The 17832-nt window shown below is 65.6% G+C and carries 17 protein-coding genes and 1 pseudogene; 10 read left to right on the top strand and 8 right to left on the bottom strand.

Features of this window, described 5'->3' with window-relative positions; translation table 11 throughout:
* Positions 1-48 precede the first annotated feature (48 nt).
* Genes HNP02_RS12110 through HNP02_RS12095 form a run of 4 tightly spaced genes read right to left on the bottom strand, consistent with a single transcriptional unit; the run spans position 49 to position 4250 of the window.
* Complete coding sequence (locus HNP02_RS12110) at positions 49-918, bottom strand: carbohydrate ABC transporter permease (RefSeq protein ID WP_184438529.1); 870 nt, start codon at positions 916-918, stop codon at positions 49-51.
* Positions 919-920: 2 nt separating this feature from the next.
* Positions 921-1895, bottom strand: a complete 975-nt coding sequence (locus HNP02_RS12105; protein ID WP_184438527.1) for a carbohydrate ABC transporter permease — start codon at positions 1893-1895, stop codon at positions 921-923.
* A complete protein-coding gene (locus tag HNP02_RS12100; protein WP_184438525.1) occupies positions 1895-3262 on the bottom strand; it encodes a sugar ABC transporter substrate-binding protein in 1368 nt (455 codons plus the stop codon). Before HNP02_RS12100 ends, HNP02_RS12105 begins: the two co-directional genes overlap by 1 nt.
* 13 nt (positions 3263-3275) lie before the next feature.
* A complete protein-coding gene (locus HNP02_RS12095) occupies positions 3276-4250 on the bottom strand; it encodes a sugar-binding transcriptional regulator (RefSeq protein WP_184438953.1) in 975 nt (324 codons plus the stop codon).
* Between the two features lie 222 nt (positions 4251-4472).
* Between HNP02_RS12095 and HNP02_RS12090 the strand changes: the two genes are divergently transcribed.
* The 3 genes from HNP02_RS12090 to HNP02_RS12080 are packed head-to-tail and all read left to right on the top strand — an operon-like array spanning position 4473 to position 7750.
* Entirely contained in the window at positions 4473-5909 is a 1437-nt protein-coding gene (locus tag HNP02_RS12090) for a mannitol dehydrogenase family protein (RefSeq protein ID WP_184438523.1), read from the top strand.
* The gene (locus HNP02_RS12085) at positions 5906-6823 is read left to right on the top strand and encodes a carbohydrate kinase (protein ID WP_184438522.1); all 918 of its coding nucleotides are present in this window, start codon (positions 5906-5908) and stop codon (positions 6821-6823) included. The genes HNP02_RS12090 and HNP02_RS12085 overlap by 4 nt, the downstream gene beginning before the upstream one ends.
* A 21-nt stretch (positions 6824-6844) precedes the next feature.
* Entirely contained in the window at positions 6845-7750 is a 906-nt protein-coding gene (locus tag HNP02_RS12080) for a Ku protein (RefSeq protein ID WP_184438520.1), read from the top strand.
* Here HNP02_RS12080 and HNP02_RS12075 read toward each other — a convergent pair whose 3' ends face one another.
* Positions 7751-8221, bottom strand: coding sequence for a glucose-6-phosphate dehydrogenase (locus HNP02_RS12075; protein WP_184438511.1), 471 nt, complete (start codon positions 8219-8221; stop codon positions 7751-7753).
* Positions 8222-8440: 219 nt separating this feature from the next.
* Here HNP02_RS12075 and HNP02_RS12070 point away from each other — a divergent pair, with 219 nt between their 5' ends.
* From HNP02_RS12070 to HNP02_RS12045, 6 genes are all read left to right on the top strand, one after another.
* Positions 8441-9232 carry an SDR family oxidoreductase gene (locus HNP02_RS12070; RefSeq protein ID WP_184438509.1) on the top strand — a complete coding sequence of 264 codons (792 nt, stop codon included), beginning with the start codon at positions 8441-8443 and terminating at the stop codon, positions 9230-9232.
* Positions 9233-9267: 35 nt separating this feature from the next.
* Complete coding sequence (locus HNP02_RS12065; protein ID WP_184438951.1) at positions 9268-10350, top strand: diacylglycerol kinase; 1083 nt, start codon at positions 9268-9270, stop codon at positions 10348-10350.
* Between the two features lie 37 nt (positions 10351-10387).
* Positions 10388-10717, top strand: coding sequence for a hypothetical protein (locus HNP02_RS12060; RefSeq protein WP_184438507.1), 330 nt, complete (start codon positions 10388-10390; stop codon positions 10715-10717).
* A gap of 27 nt (positions 10718-10744) precedes the next feature.
* A complete protein-coding gene (locus tag HNP02_RS12055) occupies positions 10745-10969 on the top strand; it encodes a hypothetical protein (RefSeq protein WP_184438505.1) in 225 nt (74 codons plus the stop codon).
* 72 nt (positions 10970-11041) lie between these two features.
* On the top strand, positions 11042-12268 hold the full coding sequence (locus tag HNP02_RS12050; protein ID WP_255506442.1) for an Nramp family divalent metal transporter: 1227 nt from the start codon (positions 11042-11044) through the stop codon (positions 12266-12268).
* An 84-nt stretch (positions 12269-12352) separates the two neighbouring features.
* Positions 12353-13234, top strand: a complete 882-nt coding sequence (locus HNP02_RS12045) for an alpha/beta fold hydrolase (RefSeq protein ID WP_184438503.1) — start codon at positions 12353-12355, stop codon at positions 13232-13234.
* Between the two features lie 22 nt (positions 13235-13256).
* Here the strand turns inward: HNP02_RS12045 and HNP02_RS12040 are convergent, their stop codons facing one another.
* Positions 13257-13757, bottom strand: a complete 501-nt coding sequence (locus tag HNP02_RS12040) for a hypothetical protein (RefSeq protein ID WP_184438501.1) — start codon at positions 13755-13757, stop codon at positions 13257-13259.
* Positions 13758-13865: 108 nt separating this feature from the next.
* Here HNP02_RS12040 and HNP02_RS12035 point away from each other — a divergent pair, with 108 nt between their 5' ends.
* Positions 13866-14924, top strand: coding sequence for a poly-gamma-glutamate hydrolase family protein (locus HNP02_RS12035; protein ID WP_184438499.1), 1059 nt, complete (start codon positions 13866-13868; stop codon positions 14922-14924).
* A 3-nt stretch (positions 14925-14927) separates the two neighbouring features.
* Here HNP02_RS12035 and HNP02_RS12030 read toward each other — a convergent pair.
* Both HNP02_RS12030 and HNP02_RS12025 read right to left on the bottom strand, forming a co-directional pair.
* Positions 14928-16156 (bottom strand): annotated as a pseudogene (locus HNP02_RS12030) (APC family permease).
* An 11-nt stretch (positions 16157-16167) separates the two neighbouring features.
* Positions 16168-17781 carry an amidohydrolase gene (locus tag HNP02_RS12025; RefSeq protein WP_184438497.1) on the bottom strand — a complete coding sequence of 538 codons (1614 nt, stop codon included), beginning with the start codon at positions 17779-17781 and terminating at the stop codon, positions 16168-16170.
* Between the last annotated feature and the right edge of the window lie 51 nt (positions 17782-17832).

The raw sequence follows: 17832 nt of genomic DNA, 5'->3' as shown, positions 1-17832 counted from the left end.
AGTTACCTAGCCTTCTCTGGTCTTTGTCTTTGTCTGTGGTTGGGTCGTTTACTTGATTGCACCGAAGGAAAGTCCGCGCACCAGCTTGTTTTGCGCGAACCACCCGCACAGGATCACGGGAAGGGCTGCCATCGTTGCGGCCGCCGAAAGCACGGCCCAGTACTGACCCTCACCAGCGATGAAGCCGACCAGATACACCGGCATCGTCTGAGCGTTCACCGCGGTCAGGTTCACCGCGAGGAAGAACTCGTTCCAGGCGAAGATCACACAGATCAACGCAGTGGCCGCGATGCCGGGTGACACCAACGGAAGGATCACTTCTCGCACCGATCGCCACAGGCTGGCCCCGTCCAAGCTGGCGGCCTCGAGGAGTTCGCCTGGCACTTCGAGGAAGAACGACCGCATCATCCAGACGGCGATCGGCAGGTTCATCGACGTGTAGAGGACGACCAGGGCCCAGATATTGTCCAGCAGACCGATGTTGGACACGATCACGTACAGCGGCAAGATCGCCGCGACGACTGGCAGCATCTTCGTGCTCATGAAGAAGAACAACGCATCCGACGTCTTGCGGACGGGCCGCAGCGACAATGCGAACGCGGCGGGCACACCCAGAAGGAGCACCAGAATCGTCGACATGCCGGTGGCGAACACCGAGTTCAACATCGCGGGCCCGATGCCCTGATTGAAGACCGCGGAGTACTGATCCAGCGTCGGGGTGAAGAACAACGTCGGCGGATTGGTCGCCGCGTCACTCTCCTGCTTGAACGACGTCAACACCATCCAGAAGACCGGGAAGAAGAACCCGATCCCGACGAGCCACGCCACCACACCCCACGGGCTGAACTTGTTGGACTTCTTCTTCCTCGCCGGAGCGGGCTCGGTTGTCGCCGTTATTCTTTCGGCAGTAGTAGTCATGATCAGGCCGCCTCTTCCTTGCCGGAGAACGATTTGAAGATCAAGCGAAGCGCGAAGCTGGCGATGATCATCGTGAAGATGACGACCACCACGCCCATGGCTGCGGCCTGGCCCATGTCGAAGCCCAGGAACGCACGCTGATAGATGTAGAACGGCAGGTTCGCGCTGGCAACGCCCGGTCCACCCTGCGTCATCATGAAGATGGCATCGAACGTGTTGACCAGGTAGACGGCGCCGAGCACGACGCCCAACTCGATGAAGCGCCGAAGGTGGGGCAGCGTCAACTCGCGGAAGAGTTGGATCGCGGTGGCACCATCGACCCGGCCCGCCTCGAGCTGGTCGCGCGGCATCGACGTCAGGCCTGCCAAGATCAGCAGCATCATGAACGGCGTCCACTGCCAGATCAACTCGACCATCACCATCATCAATGGGAACTGACCGATCCAGTCCACCGGGCCGATCCCCACCAGCGACAGCACCCAGTTGAGGATGCCGTTGTTGGGGTCGAGGATCGTCGTCTTCCAAACCAGCGCACCCGCAACGGGTGTGATCAGGAACGGCGTGATCAACAGTGTCCGGACGGCCCCACGTCCGAGGAACGCGCGATCCAACAGCAAGGCAACGAACAACCCGAGCAGCGCTGAGATCAAGACCACGCCGACGATCAGGATGACGGTATTGCCGGCCACCGACCAGAACTGACTGTCCTTGACCACCGCGATGTAGTTGTTCAGCCCCACGAATTTCCGTGACCCGGGGCGAACCAGGTTCCACGACAACGTCGAGTAGTACAGGGTGAACAGGAACGGCACCTGCGTGACCGCGATCATGAAGATCAGTGCGGGCAGCAGTGGCCCTCGCCTGCGCCACCCCTCGGCGCGGCTGACGCCGGTGTCCTGGGCTTCCCGGATCTTGCGGACCCGTTCCGCCACCGCTTCCTGACTGGCGTCCGACTCGGTATCGACAGTAAGAGTCATCATTTCTCCTGGTATGTCTTGCCGACGACCTCGGCGTATTGCTGTGCTTGGGCCAGCGCGTCATCGACGGACTTCTGTCCGGCGATCGCCGCACTGATCTGCTGGCTCACCCGCGTCCCCAGATCCTGGAACTCGGGAATCCCGACAAATTGCACGCCGGTGTACGGAACCGGTTGCACCGTGGGCTTGTTCGGGGTCGCGTTGGTGATCGACTGCAGAGTCAACGGGCCGTACGACTTCGAGATCGCCTCGTACTCCGGCAGATCCGTGTAGGTCGAGGTCCTGCTGCCCGGTGGGACACGCGCCCAGCCCAGCTGCTCGCCGACCAGCTTCATGTAGTCCTTGCTGGTCATCCACGAGATGAACTTCCATGCCCCGTCGGGATTCTTGGCGGCCTTCGGGATGCCCAGCGCCCAGGTGTAGAGCCAACCCGAGTTGGGCTTCTCGACGATCGGCGCGGGCAGGTAGCCGATCTTGCCGACCAGATCCGGGTAGGTCTTGGGATCCTCGAGAACGGAGACCGCCGACGTCGCGTCGTACCACATCGCCGTCTGACCCTGACCGAACAGGTTGGCGCACTCCTGGAAACCCGTTGAGGAGGCGCCCAATTCACCGGAATTCTTGATGGTGTCGACGTAGAAGTTGACGGCCTTCTTGACCTCGGGGCTGTTGAGCTTCGCGTTCCACTTGTCGTCGAACCAGCGACCACCGAACGTGTTGATCACCGTGTCCAGGGGTGCGAGCACCTCACCCCAGCCCGGCTTGCCGCGCAGGCAGATGCCAGCCCGGTCCTCGGTCTTCAACTGGTCCGCCCACCCCGCGACCTCCTGCCACGTGGGCTGGTAACTCGGGTCCGGATTGACCTTGATGCCGGCCTGTTCGAAAATGTCCTTGCGGTACATCAGGAACGATGACTCGCCGTAGAACGGGACCGAGTACATGTTGCCCTCATAGGACAACGAATCCCGCAGCGACGGGATGAAGTCGTTCTCGTCGTACCCCGGGGTGTTCTTCGCGTAGTCCGAGAGGTTCAGCAGCCAACCGTCCTTGGCCCATTGCGGGGTCTCGAAGTTGCTGATCATCACGACGTCGAACTGACTGCCCCCCATCGCGGTCGACATGGTGATCTTCGCGCGCGCCTGGTTCTCCGAGAGCGAGATGAACTTCAGCTTTACGCCGGGGTTCTCCTTCTCGAACTCGGACGACAACTTCTGGGCGTCCGCCATCTGCGAGTTGGACACCAACGCGATCGTCACCTCGTTATCCGACGACCCCAAGCTGCCCGCGCCTGCGCAGCCGGCGGCCAGGGTCAACCCCGCCGCGGCCACGCACACCGACAGCTTGCGTAGTGCTGTTCGTGTTTTCATCTCACTCCATCCACTATCGGGATTCCAAAAGCCAACGTGCACAGTCGATATCGCATACCAGGAGCTTGGCCAGCCCGCCGCGCAACGCCCCGAGCGTGGCTTGGTGCTTGGCCGCTCCACTGGAGACCAAGATGGTCTTCGGGCAAGCCCGCACGTCCTCGAGCGGAACCGATACCGCGCGGTGCGCCAACTCGGTGACGATGGGCGTGCCCGTCTCGTCGAAGAACCGGCCGCCGATCTCGCCGACCGCGCCGAGTCCGATCAGTTCGTCGAGCATGCGGTTGTCGAGGAAGCTGCCCTCGAAGAGCGTGGTCGACGTGGACGCCGCGCCGACGCCGAACAGCATCGCGTCGGCCCGTCGGCCGGCTTCAAGAGTTCGGGAGATCAGCGAGTCACTGCGCATCGACACCACGGTGGACGGGTCGGCGTAGAGAGGTGCCGGCAGGCGGATCGCGCTAGCCCGCAATACCTCTGCACTGCGGCTCAGGACGTACTCCATGCCCGTCTGGTACGCCGCGGTCGACATGGCGCCGTCGAGCTGAACCACCGTCCGGCAGCTCGCCACCCCGGGAGCGAGACCCGAGGCGACCGCCACCTGCTCCGGACCCCAGGTGAAGCCGAGCACGTCGTCGGCCGACAGGCGGCGCATCAGCAGTGCAGCGGCCGCGCGACCGACACCGGCGAACCATGCAGGCCGTCCCGGTGCCCCGTCATCGATGCCGTGCCCGGTGACGACGGCTTCGGTCAGACCGAACTTCTGTTCGAGCTCGCGCTCCTCATCGGCGTGCAGGTCGTCCTGCAGCGTCGTCGGCACCACGATCTCGATGCGCACCAAACCCTTGGCCTTGGCCCTGGCGATCAGCCGTCCGGCGGTCGGGCGAGAGACGCCGAGCCGCCCAGCGATGTCGGCCTGCGTCAGGCCGTCGAGGTAGTAGAGCGTCGCCGCACGCAATGCGAGGCGCAGGTCCTCCGGCGTGGAACCAGCAATGCCGACGGAATCGGCCACTTGGCCGTTCGACGTCGGTGTCGCCACGGGTCCGCCCTCTCTCGTTTTGATGAACAAATGCTCATGGGTGCGGCTAGATGCTCATCACGCTAACATGTGAAGTGTGACGTACACAACACTTTCGACATCGCCCAAAAAGTGGGTCGTTGCCGCCGATGAGGCCAACCGCATGCCAGGTACCGTCGACTCGGTGGTGAACGTGTCATGAAACTCAACAGCGCAACGTTGCCGTCGATCCCGATCGCCAAGCCCACCTATGACCGCGACGAGATCAGTATCGGCATAGTGCATTTCGGTGTCGGTGGCTTCCACCGTGCACACCAGGCGATGTACGTCGATCAACTGCTCGAAAAGGGTGTCGCCAAGGACTGGGGAATCTGCGGTGTCGGCGTGATGCCCGCCGACCGCAGGATGGCCGACGTCATGGCCGCCCAGAACGGGCTCTACACCCTGGTTGCCGAGCACGCCGACGGCAGCCGCGAGCCGCGCGTCATCGGCTCGATCATCGACTACCTCTATGCGCCCGACGACCCCGGCGCGGTCGTGGAGTTGCTCGCCGCACCGAGCACCCGGATGGTCTCGCTGACCATCACCGAGGGCGGCTACGACATCGACCACCAGCCCGCCGACGGGGTGAGCGTGTTCGCGCTGGTGACCGACGCCCTGGCCCTCCGTCGCGAACGAGGGCTGCCCTCGCCGACGATCGTGTCCTGCGACAACATCGAGGGCAACGGCGACGTCGCACGACAGGCCTTCACCGCCCACGCCGAGCGGACCCATCCGGGTCTGGCCGAGTGGATGGCCGAGCACACGCGATTCCCGAACTCGATGGTCGACCGGATCACCCCGGTCACGTCACCCGATGTCATCGAGGCGCTGGCGACGGAGTTTGGCGTCGAGGATGCATGGCCGGTGTCCGCGGAGCCGTTCACGTCCTGGGTGTTGGAAGACCACTTCTCCGACGGCAGACCGCCGTTCGAGGACGCCGGCGTGCTGCTCGTCGATGACGTGACGCCGTACGAGTTGATGAAGCTGCGGCTGCTCAACGCCGGCCACCAGGCCCTGTGCTACTTCGCGTACCTGGCCGGCTACCGTCTGGTGGCGGACGCCGCGGGCGACCCGCTGTTCGCCAAATTCCTGCTCGAATACATGGATTCGGAGGCGACGCCGACGCTGCTGCCCGTCCCGGGGATCGACCTACCCGACTTCAAGCGAACGGCAATCGAACGGTTCGCCAATCCCGGTGTTCGCGACACCATCGTCCGGTTGTGCTTCGGCTCGTCGGATCGCATCCCGAAGTGGCTGCTCCCCGTGATCCGGGAGAACCTGCGCAGCGGCGCACCGATCCGGCTGTCCGCGGCGACGGTGGCGAGTTGGGCCCGCTACGCCGAGGGCGTCGACGAGCAGGGCGAACCGATCGACGTACAGGATCAGCTCGCGGATTCCCTCGTGCCGCTGGCTCGTTCGCAACGCGAGCACCCGACGGCGTTCATCGACAACACCGCGATCTTCGGTGACCTCGGCAAGCAGCCCCGGTTCGTCGAGGCGTACCTGTGGGCTCTGGACTCGCTGCACCGCGACGGCGCCAGGGTGACGCTGGAGACGCTGGTGCACGAGGACGTAGAGGGCCGAGCGAAATGACCGCACGTGCGCTGGTCATCGGCGAGGCACTGATCGACATCGTGCAGCGCGACGGCCAGGCGCTTGGCGAGCACGTCGGCGGCAGCCCTCTCAACGTGGCGATCGGACTTGGCAGGCTCGGGCGCGACGTCGACTTCCTCACCCACATCGGCACCGACGAGCGCGGCCGTCGCATCGTGGACTACGTCGAGGCCTCCGGGGTCCGGCTCGTCCCTGGCAGTACCACCGCCGATCGCACGCCGACGGCGCTGGCCAATCTCGACGCGAGCGGTGCGGCCGACTACGTGTTCGATCTCGAATGGGTGTTGGCGGGCACGGCGGAGGTGGCGCCGCCGATCGTTGCGCACACCGGTTCGATCGCAGGGTTCCTGGATCCGGGTTGCCTGGCGACGGCGGCACTGCTCGACGCGTATCACCCGTCGGCCACCATTACCTACGACCCGAACGTCCGCCAGGACCTGATCGCCGACCGCGAACTCGCGATCGAACGGATCGACCGTCTGGTCGAACGCGCCGACGTCGTCAAGGCCAGCGACGAGGATCTGCGGTGGATCGCTCCGGACTCCGATCCCGAGCGGACCGCCGAGAACTGGCTGGCATCGGGGCCGTCGATCGTCGCAGTGACGATGGGCGCGCGCGGCGCCTTCGCGGTGTGCGCGGCGGGCACCGTGCGGGTGGCCGCGCGACCGGTCCAGGTGGTGGACACCGTCGGTGCCGGTGATTCCTTCATGACCGGACTCATCGACGCGCTGTGGTCGCTGGACCTGCTGGGTGCGTCGCGGCGGGCCGACCTGGCGCGCATCGACACCGAAACCCTGGAGGGCGTCGTACGCACGGCGTCGCTGGCGTCCGCGTTGACCGTCGCCAGGGCCGGGGCCGACTTGCCCGATCGCGAAGCTCTCCAACGGGGCTAACGCCGTGGTCCATACTGGGCTATGCGTTCGATCTGGAAGGGTTCCATCGCCTTCGGCCTGGTAAACGTGCCGGTCAAGGTCTACAGCGCGACCGAAGACCACGACATCAAGTTCCACCAGGTGCACGAAAAGGACAACGGGCGCATCCGCTACAAGCGGGTTTGCGAGGTGTGTGGCGAGGTCGTCGAGTTCCGCGACATCGCCAAGGCGTATGAATCCGACGACGGCCAGACGGTGATCATCACCGACGAGGACATCGCCACCCTGCCCGAGGAACGCAGCCGTGAGATCGAGGTCGTCGAGTTCGTGCCCGCCGACCAACTCGACCCGCTGATGTACGACAAGAGCTACTTCCTGGAGCCCGACTCGAAGTCGTCGAAGTCCTACGTGCTGTTGGCCAAGACGCTGGCCGAGACCGACCGGGTGGCGATCGTGCACTTCGCCCTGCGCAACAAGACGCGGCTGGCGGCGTTGCGGGTCAAGGACTTCAGCAAGCGCGACGTGATGGTGATTCACACCTTGTTGTGGCCCGACGAGATTCGCGACCCCGACTTCCCGATCCTCGACAAGGAGGTCGAGATCAAGCCCGCGGAGCTGAAGATGGCCGGCTCGGTGGTCGAGTCGATGACCGACGACTTCCATCCCGACCAGTTCCGCGACGACTACCAGGAGCAGCTGCACGAGCTGGTTCAGGCCAAACTCGAAGGCGGAGAGGCGTTCACCGTCGAGGAGCAGCCGACCGAACTCGACGAGACCGACGACGTCTCGGATCTGCTGGCCAAGTTGGAGGCCAGCGTGAAGGCCCGCAAGTCCGGCTCCTCGGACTCCAGCGACGCGCCCGCGAAGAAGGCGCCTGCCAAGAAGGCTCCTGCGAAGAAGGCAGCAGCCAAGAAAGCACCCGCCAAGAAGGCCGCGGCGAAGAAATAGCTAGGCGGGCAGGTCCACCCGTAGCGCCAGGTGCTCGTCGAGGATGTGTCGCAGTGCGGCATCCATCGGATGAGCGCATGCAAGCTCGCGGCCGAACCGTCCGTCCACCCCGACGACCGCGCCCTCCTGCAGTCGGGTTGTTTCAACCTGATCGACGAACGGATCGAACAGTACGGACGGCGTGGCCAGGTAGTACAACGCCCGCTGCGACGACTCGCAGAACCCGGCGCCGTACATCAAGCCCTGTTGGGTGATCACGAAGAGTTCCGAGGTGATCTCGGCATCCCCGGTTTCGGTTTCGCCCCACGCCACTGCGGCGCGTCGGGTCTGTGCCAAACGATCCGGGACGTCGTCGGAGAGTGCGAACAACCTACCGACGAGTGCTCCACCCATCCGTGGATATGCCGCCAACGCGGGTTTGAAGTAGCGCTGGAAGACGTCGCCGAAGAAGTCGTACAGTTGCTCGCTCATCGCGGCTCCCAGGTTCACGTGGACACCTCGATTGTGCGCCCCAAACCATCGCGGAACCAGATCCAGAACGCGTCAACATTTGATGACGCCTTCTGGACCAACGTCCCCACTCTCGGCTCACGCGCGAAATTCGCACAGAACTAGAACGTGTTACAGAAATCCCTCACCCGAAGCCGGGTGGCTTGCTACGGTGACGCCCGGCGGGGAAGAGAGGCGAACATGATTCTTGACAGATTCCGGCTCGACGATCGGGTGGCCGTCGTCACCGGCGCAGGCCGCGGACTCGGCGCCGCGATGGCACTGGCCTTCGCGGAAGCCGGTGCGGACGTGGTCATCGCGTCCCGCACGCAGTCCCAACTCGACGAGATGGCCGAACAGATTCGGGCCACCGGAAGGCGCGCCCACGTAGTGGTCGCCGACCTCGCCCACCCGGAGGAGACGGCGAAGCTGGCGGCCGAGGCGATCGAGGCATTCGGCAAACTAGACATCGTCGTCAACAACGTCGGCGGCACCATGCCTGCGCCGTTGCTGAACACCTCCACCAAGGACCTGCGCGACGCGTTCACGTTCAACGTGACCACCGCCCATGCGCTCACCGCCGCGGCCGTTCCTCTGATGCTGGAGCACTCGGGCGGCGGCAGCATCATCAACATCACCTCCACGATGGCCCGGCTCTCCGCGCGCGGATTCGCCGCCTACGGCACCGCCAAGGCCGCGCTCGCCCAGTACACCCGACTGGCCGCGCTCGACCTGGCGCCGCGGATTCGGGTCAACGCCATCGCGCCAGGGTCGATCCTCACCTCGGCGCTGGAGATCGTGGCATCCAACGACGCACTGCGCGATCCCATGGAGAAGGCGACACCCTTGCGCCGGCTCGGCGATCCGCTCGACATCGCCGCGGCCGCCGTCTATCTCGCGTCGCAGGCAGGCAGTTTCCTGACCGGCAAGACCCTCGAGGTCGACGGTGGCCTCACCTACCCGAACCTCGATCTCCCCATCCCCGATCTGTGAGGAACACTATGGCCCAACTTTCGGCTCCGCCGAAGATGCCCATTCGCGTCGCACAGATAGGCACCGGCAACGTCGGCGGCCACGCATTGACCGAATTGATCACCAATCCCGCGTTCGAGCTCACCGGTGTGTGGGTGTCGTCGGAGGCCAAGGCAGGCAAGGACGCAGCCGAGCTCGCGGGGCTCGCCACGCCGACCGGCATCAAGGCCACCAACGACCTCGACGCAGTCCTGGCGACCAAACCCGAGTGCGCGGTGTACACCGCGATGGCCGACAACCGACTGATGGAGGCACTCGAGGACTACCGGCGCATTCTGGCCGCCGGAGTGAACGTCGTCGGCAGCGGTCCCGTGTTTCTGCAGTACCCGTGGCAGGTGATCCCCGAGGAGCTCATATCGCCGCTTCAGCAAGCCGCCGAGGCGGGCCGGGCCAGCCTGTACGTCAACGGCATCGACCCGGGGTTCGCCAACGACCTGTTGCCGCTCGCGTTGGCGGGCACCTGCCAGAGCATCGAGCAGATCCGCTGCATGGAGATCATCAACTACGACACCTACGACAGCGCAACGGTGATGTTCGACGTGATGGGCTTCGGCAAGTCGATGGACGACGTCCCGATGCTGTTGCAGCCCGGCGTGCTCAGCATGGCCTGGGGTTCGGTGATCCGTCAGCTCGCCGCAGGCCTCGGCCTCTCGCTGGACAAGGTCGTCGAGGAGTACGTCAGGGTGCCCGCGCCGGAGGACTTCGACATCGCATCCGGCCACATCCCGAAGGGCACGACGGCTGCCATGCGCTTCGAGGTGCAGGGAATCGTCGGCGGCAAGCCCGTCGTCGTGCTCGAGCACGTCACCCGGCTGCGCGACGACCTCTGCCCGGACTGGCCGCAGCCGGCGCAGGAGGGCGGCTCGTACCGGATCGAGGTCACCGGAGAGCCCAACTACGCACTGGACCTCTGCCTCAGCAGTAGCAAGGGCGATCACAACCACGCGGGCCTGGTCGCCACGGCCGCGCGCATCGTCAACGCGATCCCCGCGGTCGTCGCCGGGACGCCAGGAATTCTGACGACGCTCGACTTGCCTCTCGTCACCGGCCATGGGTTGTACGCTGACGATCGACTGTGAACTTCGCAGCTAGACCAACTGAACGAGGGCGCTGCCGATGCGGACGACGACACGGTATTTCATCCCACTGATCGCATCGGCCGGAGCCGCGGCGGCGTTTTTTCTCGCGCCGCTCGCAGCAGCCGATCCCGGCGACGAAGTGTCCACTGATCCTGCGCCTGCGTGCACGAACACCGGCGGCGGCAGCGAATTCACCGGCACCCAAACCACCGAATGCGAAAGCCCCGGCAACGTCCAGATCGACGCCACCGCACCTGCGCCGGAGTACCCGTTTGACGACGAGTTCTACGGTCCGGGGATCTTCCTCGGCGGAGGCGGCTACGGTCCGCACGGCGGTGGCGGTGGCGGTGGCGGAGGTCACCGCTAGCAGTTCCCAGGCCCTAGGAGGCCGACAATGCGTGTAATACCAATGGTTTTGGCCGTCGCGGGAGTGACTGCGGCGGTGGCGATGGCACCGGCCGCGATGGCCGCACCGAACTGCGTCAACACGGGCCCGATGACGACGCAGTGCCAGACCCCTGGCCACGCCCAGATCATCACCTCACCACCTGTGATGAACAACGGCCCGTATTTCGGGTGGCCCTACGGCGGCGGTTTCGTCCTGGATCTCGGCTGGTAGCCGTTGCCGATCGGAGCAGATTTCGGCTAACCTAACTTTTCTATTCGTACTGCCGGATAGAGAGTGGGGCTGTTGTTATCTGAATCCAAGGCGCCGCCGAGCGCCCCCTGGCTGCTGCTCGGGCCTGCGTTCGTCGCCGCCATCGCCTACGTCGATCCCGGCAACGTCGCGGCCAACGTCAGCGCGGGAGCGCAGTACGGCTTCCTCCTCGTCTGGGTGATCCTCGCGGCCAACGTGATGGCCGGCCTGGTGCAGTATCTGTCCGCCAAGCTCGGGCTGGTCACCGGGCGCACCCTGCCCGAAGCGGTGGCCGACCACACCCGCACCCCCACCCGGGTCGCGTACTGGTTGCAGGCCGAATTAGTCGCCATGGCAACGGATCTCGCCGAGGTCGTCGGCGGCGCCATCGCGTTGTACCTGCTGTTCGATCTGCCACTGCTGGTAGGTGGCGTCATCACGGGAGCGGTCTCACTGCTGCTGCTGGCCGTGCAGAACCTGCGGGGTCAACGGGTCTTCGAACGGGTGATCACCGGACTGCTGCTGGTCATCGCGATCGGATTCCTGACCAGCCTGGTGGTCGAGCCGCCGTCGGCCGCGGACGTGGTGGGCGGGCTGGTCCCGCGCTTCGACGGCGCCGAGAGCATCCTGCTGGCCACCGCCATGCTGGGCGCAACGGTCATGCCGCACGCCGTCTACCTTCACTCCGGCCTGGCCCGCGACCGGCACGGCCAACCCGAGCCGGGCCACCCGCGGCGGCGGATCCTGCGAATCACCCGCTACGACGTCGGCATCGCGATGCTCGTCGCGGGCGCGGTGAACCTGGCGATGCTGCTGGTCGCCGCCACCAACCTGCAGGGCATCGCCGACACCGACTCCATCGAGGGCGCCTACGCCGCAGTAAAGGGCGCGCTCGGGCCGACCGTCGCATTGTTCTTCGCCATCGGCCTGCTGGCGTCGGGCCTGGCGTCGACGTCGGTGGGCGCCTACGCCGGGGCGATGATCATGCAGGGACTGCTGCGCCGCTCCTACCCGCTGCTACTGCGCCGATTGGTGACGCTGATACCGGCGCTGGTGATTCTCGCCATCGGCGTCGACCCCAGCCGCGCGCTGGTGCTGTCGCAGGTGGTGCTGTCCTTCGGCATCCCGTTCGCACTGGTGCCATTGGTACGACTGACGTCCAGCCGATCGTTGATGGGCGACGACGTGAACCATCGCGTCACCACCGCGCTCGGGTGGGCGGTCGCGGGAGTCATCATCGTGCTCAACGTGGTGCTGATCTATCTGACCGTCACCGGATAGCGACCTGCGATGGGAGGAACGGCCTCTCAGCAGTGAGGTAGCCGGTCATGGCAGCGGCTCCACCCGGGAGCGCAAGGTGGCCCGGTGAACGACAACGGACGTCGGGATGGCATCCATCCCTTCCCCACCGGCATGCAATCGCACGAGATCGAAACCAACGGCGCCAAGATCCACGTACGCGTCGGCGGGCATGGTCCGGCGGTCGTCATGCTGCACGGCTTCGGCACGACGGGCGACATGTGGGGTCATCTGGCGAGCGCACTCATCGAAGACCACACAGTCGTCGCGCCCGACCTGCGTGGGTTGGGCCTCTCCTCGAAGCCCGACGGCGGGTACGACAAGAAGAATCAGGCCGCGGACGTGGCGGGCGTCCTGGACGCCCTTGGCGTGCGTACGGCCGAGTTAGTGACGCACGATATCGGCGTCATGGTCGGCTTCGCAGTTGCCGCCAACCACCCCGAGCGCGTGAACGGATGGGTGGCGATCGATGCGCCGCTGCCCGGCATCGGACCCTGGGATCAGATCAGACAGGATCCGGCCATGTGGCACTTCGGTTTCGGCGGTCAGGACATGGAGCGCCTGGTCGCCGGCCGCGAACGCATCTATCTCGACCGCTTCTGGAACGACCTTTCCCGGGACCCGAAGCGGTTTGACGAGGCGAAGCGCCAGCACTATGCGGCGCTCTACGCGCAACCCGGCGCAATGCGAGCGAGCTTTGCCCAGTTCCTGGCGTTCAACCAGGATGCGGCCGACAACAGGACCTTCCTTACGCAGAGCAAGCTTCAAATCCCGGTCCTGGCCTTCGGTGGCGAAGCGACGTTCGGCCCCATGATCGGCGCGGTGATCCGGTGTGTCGCCGACAACGTCGAAGATGTGATCATCCCGGATTGCGGACACTGGATCACCGAAGAGCAGCCGCAGGCGACGACGGACCTGGTCGTAGCCTTCCTGCGAAAGGTGCGTTGACCTTCTTTGGTCAGGTAGTCAGTCAGCCGACCTGGTACGAGTCACGCGACATCCGGAAGAAGTGGCCGGTACTGCCGTCGGTGCACGTCATGCCTGCGGGCTCGCTGCCACAGGTGAGTGCACCCAACGACCTCGCCTGGCCGTAGGCGAGCGCAGGCCACTGACCGAAGCCGGAACCGATCGCAGAATAGCTACAGGTCACGTACGCCTGCTTGCCCTGGTCGACGCGAATGTCGCGCCCAGACACCGTGTTCGGCTCACAAGGCTCGCCGTTCTGTTTGAGCGCCGCCCCCTGAGATATCGAGTAGGTGAAGTCGGAGATCTGGCACATCGCCATTGGGGCTGGGGCGCTGCTCTCAAGCAAGAGGCACCGGATGTTGCCCGAGGGCGAGGCGAATTGCTGATAGTTGTCGTCGGCCTGCGCGGTTGCCGGCAGAGCGACGGTTGCCGCGACCGTCGCCAATGCGATCGTCGCGAGCCTGGTGACCCCCACCGCTTGCTGGAGGTGCGAAATGGCGATCATGGTTCTCCCCGTGTATGTGTCCGCTGTGCAGAGCATGCACAGCGTCTACGGGCTGCCTTGGCAGTTTCTTGGAAGAAGGTTGCTGAGCGGCCTGGGTAAAGTTGCAACGTGGTGCACGCTTACTTCGCCTACGGCTCGAACCTGAGCGTGGCGCAGATGGCGCTGCGCTGCCCCGATGCCACCGATCCCCGGCCCGCCACCCTCGCCGACCACGACTGGCTGATCAACGAACGCGGTGTCGCCACCGTCGAGCCGTTCGACGGCTCCCAGGTACACGGCGTGCTGTGGCAGATCAGCGATGAGGACCTCGCGACGTTGGACCGCGCCGAGGGCGTTCCCGTGCGATACCGCCGCGACCGGGCGATCGTGATTACCGACGACGGGCCCACCGAGGCCTGGGTCTACGTCGATCACCGCGTCGAACCCGGCGCCGCGCGGGAAGGTTACCTGGAGCGGATCATCGAAGCGGCGGGACACCACGGTCTCCCAAGTCGTTGGGTCGAGTTCCTCAACCGTTGGGATCCGGTGCATTGGCCACGTCAGCTGGGCGATCCGGATCCATCAGCGCCACAATCACTTTCAGAACTGCTCGCCGAGCCCGACGTCACGGAATCGAGCGTATTGCGGTCAACGTTCGGGTTCCTCGCGATCCACGGCGGCGGACTGGAGAAGATGACCGACGTCATCGCCGATCGGTCGGCCGCCGAGGCCGACGCCTCGGTGTACGTCGTGCACCATCCGCGCGACTATCCGAACCATTTGGCGTCCAACGCGTTTCGACCCGAAGAATCGCCATTGCTCGAGAAGTTCCTCAACCACGTCGACGTCGTGGTGTCAGTGCACGGCTACGGACGCATGAATCGGAGTACCCAGTTGCTCGTCGGAGGGCGCAACCGCGATCTGGCCGCGCACCTCGCGCGCCACGTCGTCATCCCCGGATATCAACTCGTCAATGACCTCGACCAGATCCCACGTGAACTGCGGGGCCTGCACCCAGACAACCCCGTGAACCGCCCGGCTAGCGGCGGCGCTCAGCTCGAACTCTCGCCACGGGTGCGCGGGATCAGCCCGCGCAGCGGCATGGTCGGCGACGACGGCTTGACGCCTGCAACCTCCGCGCTGGTGGCCGGGCTCGCCGCAGCGGCCCGGTCGTGGCCGCCCGCCTGACCGCTACTCCTCGAGTTCCAGCACCGGAGTGGGTCGCTGGAATCCGCGGGTCACGACGAGCAGCCACACGAATCCGACTGCGAGCCAGACCGATCCCCACGCCAAGGTCGTCCAGGAAAGGCTGGTCCACAGCCACGCGGTCAGGAGGAAGCCGATCACCGGCAGGATGATGTTGTTGAGCACGTTCTTCTCGCCCTTGTCGATGAAGTAGTGCTTGATGACGGTGAGGTTCACGGCCGAGAAGGCCACCAGCGCACCAAAACTCACGATCGAGGCGAGGAACGTGAGCGTGATCCAAATCGCCAGCAGCGAGACCACCGAAACGAACAGGATGGCAAAAGTCGGCGTGGCGAAGCGCAGTGAGACGTGGCCGAAGACCTTGCGGGGCATGATCCCGTCGCGCCCCATCGCATAGAGGATCCGAGCCACCGAAGCCTGCGAGGTGAGCGGGGATCCGATACAGCCTGCGACGTACGCGGCGGTGAAGAACACGTTGAGGAACTGTCCACCCGCCGCCAGCATGACGTCCGTCGCACCCGCGTCGACGTCCGCGAAGGCGTTGGACGGGAACACCAACTGGGAGACGTATGACAGCCCGATGAAGATCAATCCGCACACCACGGTGGCGATCATGATCGCCTTGGGCACAGTGCGAGTGGGGTCCTTGGCCTCCTCCGACAGCGTCGAGACCGCGTCGAACCCGAGGAAGGACAGGCAGAGAATGGCGGCGCCCGCGAAGATCGGGCTCGCGCCACCGACACGATGCCGACGATGTTGAGGATCGTCACCACGACGACTGCGATCACGATCCACACCCACGGCGGCACGGCGGGGATCGCCGCGCTCATGTAGATGCCGATGACGAGGTAGTTGAGCATCGGCAGGAACAGATAGTCCAACAGCAGCGACCAACCTGCCAGGAAGCCGACCGGCGCCCCGAACGACTTCTGCGTGTATGCGTAGGCGGAGCCGGCCACCGGGTAGGCGGCCGACATCCGGGCGTAGGACCTCGCGGTGAACACCATCGCCGCCAGCGTGACCAGATACGCCACGGACAGCCGGCCGCCGGTCAGCTGAGTGACGATGCCGTAGGTGGTGAACACCGTGAGCGGCACCATGTAGACCATCCCGAACAACACCAGGGACGGCACGCCGAGGACGCGTTTGAGGTGGCCTTCGCCGGCGGCCGTTTCGGTGCCGGCCGGCGATGACTCTGAGGGTGCGGTGGACATGGTCACTCCTCTCAGGTAGCGGAATGCACCGCCCTGCCTTGCAGGAAGGTTCCGCGTACCACGATTCCGGGGACGTCGAGCGCCGAGATGGTGCGGGGATCACGATCGAGCCACACCAGATCGGCGCTGGCGCCGACGCCGATCGTGCCCCACGGCGCACTCGCTTGTCCGGCGAATGCCTGTTCAGCAACGGCCGACGTGTAAGCCGTCAATGCCCGCTCCATGGTGAGGATCTCCTCGGGCGTCCATCCGCCCTCGGGATCCCCGTCCGCGGTGCGACGGGAGATCGCGACGGCGATGCCGTCGAGCGGCGCACCGGATGACACCGGCCAGTCCGACCCGAACGCCAAGGCGCCCGAGTCGTCGATGGTGCGGATCCGGTACTGCTTGTCGGACCGGTCGGCGCCCAGCCGGGGCACCGTGAGCACGATCATCAGCGCGTCCAGCTGCGCCCACAGCGGCTGCATGTTGGCGATCACGCCCAGCTCGGCGAACCGATTGATGTCAGCATCGTCGACCAGTTGCGCGTGTGCGATCACCGGCCGCCGGTCCCGCGGACCGTTGGACTCGACGGCGTAGGCGATGGCGTCGAGCGCCTGACGCACGGCGGCATCGCCGATGGCGTGGATGTGGATCTGCAGGCCCAACTCGTCGACGCGGCGGGCCGCCTCGGCCAGGCTCTGCCCCTCCCAGACCTGCATGCCGTGCGAATGCAGCCCATCGCAATACGGCGCGAGCAGAGCGCCGGTCTCGTTCTCGACGACGCCGTCGGCGAAGAACTTCACCGTGTGCGCAGTCAGCAACGGCGACCCCGCCTCGTCCACTCGGCGACGGGCCTGCGCGAAACCGTCCAGCTGAGAGTCGAAATGGCGCGGATCGGCGTACAGCGCCAGGTTGAACCGGACGCGGAGGGCATCGCGCTGAGCCGTGGTGACGTAGGTGTCGACGTCGCCCGGTTCGACCCACGCGTCCTGCACCCAGGTGACACCCCTTGCCAGGTAGTAGTCGGCGGCGGTACCGAGCGCGGCGATCCTGACCTCCTCGTCGCGCACGGGCATGACGGCGCTGACCAGGTCCACCGCACCCCACTCCCGCAGGGTGCCGAGCACCGAGCCGTCGTCGCGGCGCGGGATCTCGCCGAGCGGTGGGTTCGGCGTGTCCGCCGTGATGCCCGCCCGTTGCAGCGCAACCGAATTGCACCAGGCCGTGTGGTAGTCCCAGGCCCGCAAGAACACCGGCCGATCGGGCACGGCCTCGTCCAACCAGCGGGCGTCGAAGAGGCCGCCAGGCGCGAGGCTGCTGTCGTAGGAGGCGCCGACGATCCACTCGTCGTCGGGGTGCTCGGCCGCGAAGACCCGGACCGCCTCGACGATCTCCTCGACCGACGTGCACGGGCGCACCGCGGGGCCGACGAACTCCAGCCCGCCAAGCATCGGATGGGCGTGTCCGTCTCCGAACGACGGCATTAGGAAGCCGCCGTCGAGGTCGACTTCGGTGGCCCCTTCTCGCCCGAGTGCATCCTCGCCAAGACCGGCGATGACGCCGTCTATCACCAGCAGCGCATCGGTCGTCTGCCCGGATGCTCCCGTCCAAATGGTTCCGTTTCGGAAGACCGTCGTCGTCACGATCGGCACACTACGCGCGGTTGCCCGGGGCGCAACGCGACCGCCACCAAT

Source organism: Mycobacterium sp. AZCC_0083, assembly GCF_014202335.1.
Lineage (GTDB): Bacteria > Actinomycetota > Actinomycetes > Mycobacteriales > Mycobacteriaceae > Mycobacterium.
The sequence above is the reverse complement of the archived record's forward strand: the minus strand, read 5'-3'. Positions and strand labels throughout refer to the sequence as shown.